The organism is Sorangium sp. So ce406, from assembly GCF_051474675.1.
Classification (GTDB): domain Bacteria; phylum Myxococcota_A; class Polyangia; order Polyangiales; family Polyangiaceae; genus Sorangium; species Sorangium cellulosum_G.
Genome location: NZ_CP150340.1, coordinates 9,199,926 through 9,209,356, shown reverse-complemented (window position 1 = coordinate 9,209,356; position 9,431 = coordinate 9,199,926). Strand labels below are relative to the sequence as shown.

Annotated in this window: 8 protein-coding genes; 3 read left to right on the top strand and 5 right to left on the bottom strand. The window is 72.3% G+C overall.

Annotated features, from left to right (window positions below):
• Nucleotides 1-76: 76 nt before the first annotated feature.
• Nucleotides 77-1,450 carry a serine/threonine-protein kinase gene (locus WME96_RS34435; RefSeq protein ID WP_437285823.1) on the bottom strand — a complete coding sequence of 458 codons (1,374 nt, stop codon included), beginning with the start codon at nt 1,448-1,450 and terminating at the stop codon, nt 77-79.
• 178 nt (nt 1,451-1,628) lie between these two features.
• Between WME96_RS34435 and WME96_RS34430 the strand changes: the two genes are divergently transcribed.
• Both WME96_RS34430 and WME96_RS34425 read left to right on the top strand, forming a co-directional pair.
• A complete protein-coding gene (locus WME96_RS34430; RefSeq protein WP_437285822.1) occupies nt 1,629-2,828 on the top strand; it encodes a hypothetical protein in 1,200 nt (399 codons plus the stop codon).
• Nucleotides 2,825-4,552 carry an SBBP repeat-containing protein gene (locus WME96_RS34425; protein ID WP_437285821.1) on the top strand — a complete coding sequence of 576 codons (1,728 nt, stop codon included), beginning with the start codon at nt 2,825-2,827 and terminating at the stop codon, nt 4,550-4,552. The genes WME96_RS34430 and WME96_RS34425 overlap by 4 nt, the downstream gene beginning before the upstream one ends.
• Nucleotides 4,553-4,570: 18 nt before the next feature.
• Here the strand turns inward: WME96_RS34425 and WME96_RS34420 are convergent, their stop codons facing one another.
• Genes WME96_RS34420 through WME96_RS34410 form a run of 3 tightly spaced genes read right to left on the bottom strand, consistent with a single transcriptional unit; the run spans nt 4,571 to nt 8,027 of the window.
• The gene (locus WME96_RS34420) at nt 4,571-6,136 is read right to left on the bottom strand and encodes a dipeptidyl-peptidase 3 family protein (protein ID WP_437285820.1); all 1,566 of its coding nucleotides are present in this window, start codon (nt 6,134-6,136) and stop codon (nt 4,571-4,573) included.
• Nucleotides 6,137-6,189: 53 nt separating this feature from the next.
• Nucleotides 6,190-7,119 carry an SDR family oxidoreductase gene (locus tag WME96_RS34415; RefSeq protein ID WP_437285819.1) on the bottom strand — a complete coding sequence of 310 codons (930 nt, stop codon included), beginning with the start codon at nt 7,117-7,119 and terminating at the stop codon, nt 6,190-6,192.
• Nucleotides 7,116-8,027: a lysophospholipid acyltransferase family protein gene (locus WME96_RS34410; protein WP_437285818.1), complete on the bottom strand. Its 912-nt coding sequence runs from the start codon at nt 8,025-8,027 to the stop codon at nt 7,116-7,118. The genes WME96_RS34415 and WME96_RS34410 overlap by 4 nt, the downstream gene beginning before the upstream one ends.
• A 438-nt stretch (nt 8,028-8,465) precedes the next feature.
• On the opposite strand from WME96_RS34410, the gene WME96_RS34405 reads away from it, so the two are divergent.
• A complete protein-coding gene (locus WME96_RS34405; protein WP_437285817.1) occupies nt 8,466-8,936 on the top strand; it encodes a GNAT family N-acetyltransferase in 471 nt (156 codons plus the stop codon).
• Here the strand turns inward: WME96_RS34405 and WME96_RS34400 are convergent.
• Nucleotides 8,903-9,223 carry a hypothetical protein gene (locus WME96_RS34400; RefSeq protein WP_437285816.1) on the bottom strand — a complete coding sequence of 107 codons (321 nt, stop codon included), beginning with the start codon at nt 9,221-9,223 and terminating at the stop codon, nt 8,903-8,905. The genes WME96_RS34405 and WME96_RS34400 overlap by 34 nt on opposite strands.
• Nucleotides 9,224-9,431: the final 208 nt, after the last annotated feature.

The window sequence follows — 9,431 nt, the reverse complement described above, 5'->3', positions numbered from 1 at the left end:
TCGCCCGATTATTCCTCGGGCGCGGGGCCGGGCCGCCGCGCGCCGCCGCGCCCCGCACGCGCCGCCGAACGCCGCGCTAGAAGCCCGGATCGCGGAACTTGGCGCGCCCGGTGTCGGCGGGAGATCGCACCGGCGGCGGGGCCGCGGTCGCGCTCGCGGCGGGCGCGGAGGACGGCGGCGTCGCGGGCGCGGACGACGGCGCCGGCGCGTCGGCGCGCGGCGGCTCCGGCGCGCGCGGCTCGGCGGTGGCGACCTGCGGCCGCGGCTCGACCGGCAGCGCCGGCGCCGCGGGCTCGACCGCCCCCGGGGCGGCGGGGCCGTCGCCGAGGCCGACCCAGAGGAGCGTCGCCGCCCCGAGCAGCGCGCCCGAGGCCACGAGGGCCGCCGCGGTGGCGATCGTCCGGGCGCGGCGCTGCGGGTCGAGGCGGGAGAGCGGCCGCCCCCGCGACCTGCCGTCCGCGGCGCGCACCGCGTCCTTGATCACCGCCGTCCGCCGCGCGGCGCGCGAGGCGAGCGCGTCGCGGATGTACCCCGTGACCTCCTCGCGCCGGCCGCCGAGCGTGGCCTCCACCGCCTCCAGCGCGTCGGCGAGCTCGGCCATCGTCGCGAACCGCTCGGCCGGATCCTTGGCGAGCGCGCGCATCACCGCGGCCTCGAGCGCGGGCGGGTAGTCGGGGACGACCGAGCTCGGCGGATCGACCGGCTCGGGCCGCGCGATGCGCGCCATCGTCGCGAGGTCGTGGCTGGCCGCGAACGGGTGCGTGCCCGTCGTGAGCTGATAGAGCACGATCCCGAGCGCGAAGATGTCCGACCGCCGGTCGAGCTGCTCGCTGTAGACCTGCTCGGGCGCCATGAAGAGGATCTTTCCCTTCATGTGCCCGGTGTTGGTCGTCGGGTTGTCCGCCTGCGCCATGGCCTTGGCCACGCCGAAATCGGCGATCTTCACCGAGCCGTCGCGCGTGATCAGGATGTTGTGCGGCGAGACGTCGCGGTGCACGAGCCCGACCAGCGTCCCGTCGTCGTCCCGGAGCTCGTGCGCCGCGTGCAGCCCCCGCGCCGACTCGATCGCGATCCGCACCGCGACCGGCAGGGGGAGCGGCCGGCCCTGCTTGCGGGTGCTGCCGCCGAGCAGCTCGACGAGCGCGTCGCCGTCGATCCACTCCATCACGAAGTAGAGCACCCCGTTCTGCTCACCCTGATCCAGGATCGCGCACACATTCGGGTGCTTGATCCGGGCCGCGATCCGAGACTCGGTGAGGAACATGCGCTTGCAGCGCGGATCGCTGGAGAGCGCCGGCAGCATCGTCTTCACTGCCACGATCGTGTTGCCCGCGGCTCCGCCGCGCTCCCGGGCTGCCCACACCGTGCCCATTCCGCCCTGCGCGATGGCGATCAGCAGCTCATAGCGGCCGAGGTGCTGGCCTGGCACAAGATCGACGGGCGCTATCACAGCTCGTACCTGCGACTCCTGTGTCGTCGTGAATCCGACCATGCTGAAGCTCTCAGCGGCGATGCAAGAGCGTTCCAGGATCGGGCACCAATCTCAAACAATTTTCCAGTTGTCGAGAATCGAGGAGCGTGAGTACGGTTAGATTGCCTCTATCGCTTCGTTGAGGAAGGAGGCGCAGGTGGAGCATCGGATCACCATCGGCGGAGTGGTATTCTTCGCCGTGGTCGGCGTAGGTCCGGCTGCGTTCGCCGATCCTTCCTCGCCGATCGAGGGGCGCGCGCCGCCGGCTACCGTCGCGGGCGACACGGCGGCTCCCGCCGCGCCGCCGGCGGCCGCCGCGGGCGACACGGCGGCTCCCGCGGCGCCGCCGGCGGCCGCCGCGGGCGATACGGTGGCTCCTGCCGCGCCGCGGCAGCCGAGCGCCGCGGAGCTCGCGACAGCGCGGCGCCTCTTCGCGCTCGGCCTCGCCGCCGAGGATCAAGGCCGGTGGGCGGAGGCGCTGGAGACTTACGAGCGCATCCGCAAGGTCGTCGTGTCGCCGTCGCTCTGGTACCACCTCGGCGCGTGTCACGAGGCGCTCGGCCACGTGGTCGAGGCGCTCAACGCGTTTGAGCTCGCCCAGGCCGGCGCGACCGCGCGGCGCGAGACAGCGCTCGCCAGGGAGTCGCGATCGCGCATCGAGAAGCTCCGCGCGAGGACGTCGCAGATCGTCCTGCGCCTGCCCGAGGACGCGACCGGCGTGCGCGTCGAGATCGACGGCGAGCCGATCCACCCGGCGCTCGTCGGCGCGGCGATCCTCGTGACCCCCGGGGAGCGGCGGGTCGTCGTGCGGGCCGACAACTACGCAGCGCCGTTCGAGGCCGCGGTGCAGGCCGAGACGGGCGCGATCGTCGAGCTACGGGCCGATCTCGGCCCCAGGCGGTCGCTCGTGGCGCTGCGGACGCTCGCGCCCGTTCGCCCGGCGCCTCCCCCGGCGCCCGCGCCGGGCCCGCGCATCCCCCCGGAGGCCGTCGCGGGGACGGCGGTCGCGCTCGCCGCCGGCGCCCTGGTCACGGGCGTCATGGCGTTCGACGTGCGGCACAGCTTCGTGCGGCTGAACGAGAACCCCACCCCGGGCTCGCTGGACGAGCGGCAGGCCCTGCGCGACCGCGGGCAGGCGCTCGCCACCACGAGCACGGCGCTCTTCGGGGCCGCCCTCCTCGCGGGCGGCTTCGGCGCGTACCTCTTCTGGTCCTCCTCCTCGTCGCCCGCGACGCCACCGGACGGCGTCGGGCCGCAGGCGCGGCCCGCGACCGCGCCGCGCGCCCCTGGCCCGACGGCGCTCTCGCCGTGGGTCGGCGCGGACGGCGCGGGCGTCGCCGTGCGGGGGGCGCTGTGAGCGACGCGCGTCGCCTCGGCATGGGCGTCGTCGCGACGCTCGCCCTGGCCTTCACCGGCGGGGGCGCGTGCGCCTTCATCGCGCCGTTCCCCGAGCTCGCGCCGGACCCGCCGGGCCACGGGGGGAGCGGCGGTGGCGGCGGTGACGTCGTCGGCGTGGAGCCGGGCGCGGGCGGGGGCGGCGAGGTCGTGGAGAGCTGCGCCCCGCGCGTCGAGACGGCCTGCTACACAGGGCCGCAGGGCACGAAGGGCGTCGGCCTCTGCGCGGCCGGCGTCGCCGCCTGCAACGACGACGGGACGGCGGTCGGCCCGTGCGTCGGCCAGGTCCTGCCGGCGTTCGAGAGCTGCACCACGCCCGCGGACGAGAACTGCGACGGGCGGGCGTGCACGGGCGATCCCGTGCAGAGCGTCGCGCTGGGCGGCACCGGCGATCAGCGCGGCCGGGCGATCGCCGTCAGCAAGGATGCCGTCGTGGTGGTCGGGTCCGCGTCCGGCAGCACCGACCTCGGCGCGGGCCCGTCGGACGAGCTGGGCACGCTCGCCGAGGCGGACGCGTTCGTCGCCTCGTTCCCCCGCGACGCGCTCTCGCGCGACGGGCTCTCGCGCGGCGGTCGCTTCCGGTTCAGCCGCCGGTTCGCGGACAGCGTCGCCCGGGGCGTCGCGCTCTCGCCGGAGGGCGACGTGGTGCTCGCGGGCAGCGCGTCGGGCGACGTCGACTTCGGCGGCGGCGTGCGCAAGGGCCGCGGCCACCGCGCCGACGTGGTCGTCGCGCGGTTCGACGCCGCGGGCGCGCACCAGTTCAGCCGGCGCTTCGGCGACGCCGACACCCAGCAGGCGACGGCCGTCGCCGTGGACAGCGCGGGGAACGCGTTCGTCACCGGCGAGTTCTGGGGCACGCTCGACTTCGGCGAGCCCAGGAAGGGCGAGCGCTTCACCCTGAAGAGCCAGGGCAAGCGCGACGTGTTCCTCGTCAAGCTCGACGCCGCGGGCAACGTCCACTGGGCCAGGCAGTTCGGCGACGAGGAGGACCAGGCCGGCACCGGCGTCGCCGTCGACGGCGCGGGCAACATCGTCCTCGTCGGCTGGTTCAGCGGGAGGATCGGCTTCGGTGGCGAGAAGGACCTCATCACCGTGGCCAAGAGCGACCTGTTCGTCGCGAAGCTCGACCCGTCGGGCGACCACGTCTGGAGCAAGTCCGCCAACGCGACCAACGCCGCCGAGGCGCTCGGCGTGGCCGTGGACGGCGCGGGCAACGTCCTCGTGACCGGCTCGTTCCGCTCGTCGGTCACCCTCGGCGAGTCGCCGCGCACGACGGCGGGCGACAAGGACGTCCTCCTCATCCGGCTCGACGAGAACGGCGTCCCGCTGTGGAGCGAGGACTACGGCGACGACGCGGACCAGGAGGGCGCCGCGATCGCCGTCGACCTGGCCGGCAACATCCTGTTGACCGGCTCGTTCCGGGGGAGCCTCGAGATCGGCGACGAGGTGCACTCGGCCCGGGGCGCCGCCGACGCGTTCGTGGCCAAGATCGACCCCGACGGCAGCCCGATATGGTCGCGCCGGTTCGGCGACTCGGGCGAGCAGGCAGGCACCTCCGTCGCGGCCGATCTCCTCGGCAACAGCTGGGTGACCGGCCACTTCGACGGCACCATCGATCTCGGGACCGGCGGCGCGGTCACGAGCCGCGGCGCCGGCGACGCGTTCCTCGTCCAGATCGGGCCGTGAGCGCCGCCCGCGGGCGGCTCACTCGCCGGCGAGCGGATAGATGGGCCGGATGTCGATCGGGATCCCCTCGAGGCCCCCGAGCGCCTGGTGCATCGGCGCCGAGACGGCGCCGTACCTCGCGAGGAGCTCGCCGGCGGCCTGCTTGTCGCCGCGGTGCTGGACCATGCAGAGGTCGCGGACGAGGCGCGTGATGGCGGCCTCGAGCTCCGCTGTGTCGATCGTGAAGCGGCCGGTCGCCGGGTCGAAGCGGGCGGCGCGCTCCTCCAGGAAGCGGTTGATCTGGAGCGCGGCGCCCTTGCCGTGGGCCTCGGCCACGCCGAAGCGGGTGCTCCGGAAGAGCCCCGCGAAATAGGACACGAGGAGCTTGTCCCTGAAGTCGGCGGGGAAGTGGCCCCTCCGGATCATGAACAGGACGTTGTAGGCGCCCATCACGTCGGCCTTGGCCTCCTCGAGGGCGGAGTAGGTCGAGCCGAGCGCGATGCGCACCTCGACCCGCTCCCCGCCGGCGGTCGTGAACGCCGGCCCCAGGCTGTGCGAGAGCTCGTGGAAGAGCGTCTCGTTGAAGAACGCGTCGGCGGACAGGTGCTCGAGCTGCGCCGGGTCGAGGATGCGCTCGGCGATGGGGCGCATGATCCGCTCGAACTTGGTCTCGATCACGTTGCGGAGCAGGACCTTCTTGGCGCCCTTCTCGGCGCGGACGCGCTCGTCGTTCGGCAGGTTGAACGCGATCGTCTGGACCGATTTGCGGGCGTCGCCGGCGCTGAAGACCAGGTCCACGACCTGGATGGGGCTCTCGCCGCCGCGCTCGGTCTTCACGTCGTCGGGGATGGGCAGGTTGCGCTCCATCTCCGGGAGCAGCTCCTTGTACCGGGAGAGCTTCCGGGAGGCCTCCGGATCGCTCACCGTGACGAACGACTCGAACGAGGCCTTGAGCCCGAGGAGCTCGTCCTCGTAGGTCTCGTACGGGCCGATGGTCACCTCGACCTGGCTGTCGAGGTCCATCCAGTCCTTGTCCGATGCAAAATAATCGTCCGAGCGAAACGCCTCGGCCCTGGACTTCAGGAACCGCCGCAGGCTCTCGTTCGCCGTGAGCGCCGCCGCCTCCTCGAGGAGCGCGCCGGCCGGGCCGAGCCACGCCGCGTAGGCCTGGCTGTACGGCACGGCGACGAGCTTGCCCGCGTCGCGGCGGATGAGCGTGAACAGGCTCTCGAACGCCGCCTTGTCGCCGGGGTGCTGCGCTGTCCACGCGTGGAGCTCGTCGGCCGAGAGATCTTCCGGGTAGAAGCCGGCGCCGGGCGGGCGGGGAATGTCGATGGCGAAGGGGCGGTGGTGATCCTGCCTGTCCCACGGGCCGCGCATGATGTCGAAATAGGCGAGCCGGTCGCGCCCTTCCGGGGTGCCGTCCGCGAGGAGCCGCTCGCGGAGCTCGGGGTTCGCGGCGTAGGCCTGCCGGTCGAAGATGGGATCGAGCAGCCGCGAGGCCTCGATGAGCTTGCCGAGCGCCGCCCGCTCCGGCTCGGGCAGCTTGCTGACGTCCGCGGTGAGCCTGGCCGGCGCGAACTGCTTGACCTTGTCGGAGAGCATCGGGACCTCCTCTGACGTGATGCGATGTCCGGCGAGCGCCGGGCGGTTCAGGGTCAGCTCGTCTGGACCGGGTGCGCGTCGCGGTACTCGCGGATCGCCCGGGCCTCGTCGACGGCGTGCTGGAAGCCGGTGGCGGCGCGGAAGGCGGCGCTGTCCACGACGACGGGGTACTTGATGTGGGTCAGCGCCGCGCGCGGGAGCTTCGGCAGGCCGAAGCGGCCGAGCGCGTTGCGGAGCACGAACTCGGGGAGGGGCACCGGCACGCGCCCGGCCGCCCGGATGATGAGCGACAGGGGCACGGGCTGCGGGCCCGAGACGTTGTAGACGCCGCGGATGCGCTTCTCGAGGGCGAGGCAGATGGCGGTCACGACGTCCTGCTCGTGCATGAACTGGAACAGCGGGTCGAACCCGAGGACGTACGGGACGTGCGGGCCGCGCAGGAAGCTCGCCAGCGTGCCGTGGCCCGTCGGGCCGAGCGTGTAGCACATGCGGAGCACGGTCGTGCAGAGCTCCGGGGCGCGCCAGAGCGCCGTGCAGGCGTAGAGATCGGCCGCGACGAGGTCGGCGAGCTCGGGGAAGGTGGACACCGCCATCGGCGGGTCCTCCTCGGTGTGGTAGAGCGGCGACTCGGGGCCAGCGCCGTAATAGGTGTGTCGTCCGACGAAGATCACGTGCTCGACCCCGCAGGCGCGGCTGTTGTCGAAGACGACGCGCGTGCCGCCGAGGTTGATGCGATACCGCTCCTCCGTCTGCTCCACGAGGTGCGTCACGGTCGCCATGTGGATGACGGCCTGGGGCCGGCTCTTGCGGAACACGTCCTCGGCGGCGCGCTTCTGGAGATCGACGTTGTGCATCTCGACGCCGGCGGGGGCGGTCGGCCACGGCCGCTTGTCGATCCCGATCACCTCGTGCCCCTCCTCGAGGAGGCGCGTCGCGACCATGCGGCCGAGCTGGCCGGTGATTCCGGGGATGAGGACCCTCATGCGCGCTCCTTCGATGAACCCGGCGACGACCCGCGCGATGAATCCGGCGTTGAATCCGGCGATGGACCACGCGCCTGCGCCGTCGCGCCGCGCTGGTCGAGCGCGAGCTTCCCGCGGCGCCGCTGCCGCCCAGCCTCGATGAGCTCGGCGATCTTCGCCTTCACCTGATCCACGTGGCCCATGATCACCTCGTCTTCCTCCGCCCCGGTCCCGGGGAACGTCATCGGCTCGCCATACGTGATCTCGAGCTGGACCGGGAGCGGGGCCGGGACGAGGTACGGCGTGATCGGGATATACGGCACCCCGAACAGCCGGCCGATCGTGTACGAGTTGGCGATGGTGGGCACCGCCTCGCCCCCGCCGACGAAGCCGAACGGGAGGATGGGCGTCCTCGTCTTCATCGCGAGCCGGACGAACCCGGACCCGAAATGCACGAGCGAGTTGCGCTCGCTGTAGAGCTTGGCGGTGCCGCGCGCCCCCTCGGGGAACACCATGAGCAGCCGCTCGTCCTCGAGCAGGCGGCTCGCGTGCTCGGGGAGGCCGGTGAAATGCCCTGTGCGGCTCGACCAGAGCGAGGTGAACGGGAGGCGATTGATGAATTTCTCCGCCATCCCCTCGGCCAGCCGCGGCGGATCCATCTCGAAGAACATCGACGCCACGACCATCGCCCCGTCGATGGCGACGCCTCCGGAGTGGTTGCCGACGAGCATCGCGCGCCCGCGCGCAGGCACGTTCTCGGTGCCCACCACGTCCACCGAGAAGTAATGGTGATAGAAGAAGTCCAGCAACGAGAAGAAGAGACCAAGGTGCTTCCGGGAGATGCCGTAAGGATCGACCCCGAAGCTGTTGAAAGGGATCTCCAGCCGCTGGACGCGCTGGGCAATCGAGTCGTTGACGAGCAGTGTCAAAGGTCACCCTCCGGAGGCGTCGGCGCCCGGAGGGTACGCGCGATCGGGCGGGGAGCACAACCTCCGCAGGACCGCCGCCGAGGAGGCGGCCGGCCTGCGCTGCGCCGGCGCAGGGCCCGATCGAACGCGCAACGGATGCGCGCGCCTCGCGGCGCGCTTCGACGCTTCACCGCTCTCCACGACGCTTCACGGAGGAGCTCCCGCCGTTCTCGTCGAGGATCACATCGTGAAACATAACGCGCCGCGGCGGCATCTGCGGCGGGCTCTGCTCGCTGTGTTCTCCGCCGAGGAGCGCGGCGCGGCCATTGAGCAGCCCCGCCGCTCGCGGTATGGGTCGCCCATGTCGACCCGACCTCGCGCCCCAGAGCTTCCCCGTCAGGCGCCGTCCGACCGCGCGCCGGAAGGACACCCCTGCAACGTCCATCGGGAGGTCGCCCCGTGACCGATCTCGTGATCCGCCGGGCCACGCCCCTGGATGCGGCGATCCTCGCGGCGAACAACAGGGCGATGGCGCTCGAGACGGAAGGCAAGGTGCTCGACACGGCCATCACCGTCCGCGGCGCCGCCGCGCTGATCGCGGACGAGGCGAAAGGGTTCTATCTGATCGCCGAGCGCGCCTCGGAGGTGGTCGGGCAATTGATGGTGACCTACGAATGGAGTGACTGGAGAAACGCTACTTTCTGGTGGATCCAGTCCGTTTACGTGTCGCCCGCGGCGCGGCGCAGCGGCGTCTTCCGGGCGCTGTACCGGCGAGTCCACGAGATGGCGGCGGACGCGGGGGACGTATGCGGCATCCGGCTCTACGTGGAGACCGGCAACGCGCGCGCACAGTCGACCTATGCCGCGCTCGGGATGCAGCGATCGCATTACGAGCTCTACGAGCTCGACTTGGCTTTCGGTTCCTCCTGAGCTGTCCGGATCTCCTGGCTCGCGTCGGGGGGAGCTACCGCGGGCATCGAGGGCCAGGAGCCCTTGACCAGGGCGCGCATCGCGGCCGTCTTCAGCGCGACCTCCCGGGGCTCGAGGAAGACGGCGAGGGCCTGGCGGATGTGGGGGAGCGAGCGGATGAGGTCGGCAGGCGTCATCGCGTCGGGCGGCGACACACCGCTCCGCTCGCAGGCCTCCTGGATGATCCTCCTGGCGAAGGCTGGCGCCAGGCCACAGCAGTCGACCACCTGCTCGAACAGCGAGCGCATGAGCTGGTTCCCCCGGGGTAACGTCTGACGCGCGGCGCGTCTTTCACTTGGGCGATGTCATTCCGCCCCACGACAAGAATAGCCTGCCTCCCATGTCACGCTCGTGAGATGACGACTGACCTTCTGATGTCCTTTGCGAGGATGTAGGTGGCGAGGCGACGCGTTCCATGGGCGACGACGCGGCCCGGCGTCGCGCGATCGGAACAGA

Coding starts and splice junctions, on each gene's coding strand:
- WME96_RS34400 (WP_437285816.1), bottom strand. CDS start 9,223: ATGCGCTCGCTGTTCGAGCAGGTGGTCGACTGCTGTGGCCTGGCGCCA.
- WME96_RS34415 (WP_437285819.1), bottom strand. CDS start 7,119: ATGAGGGTCCTCATCCCCGGAATCACCGGCCAGCTCGGCCGCATGGTC.
- WME96_RS34420 (WP_437285820.1), bottom strand. CDS start 6,136: ATGCTCTCCGACAAGGTCAAGCAGTTCGCGCCGGCCAGGCTCACCGCG.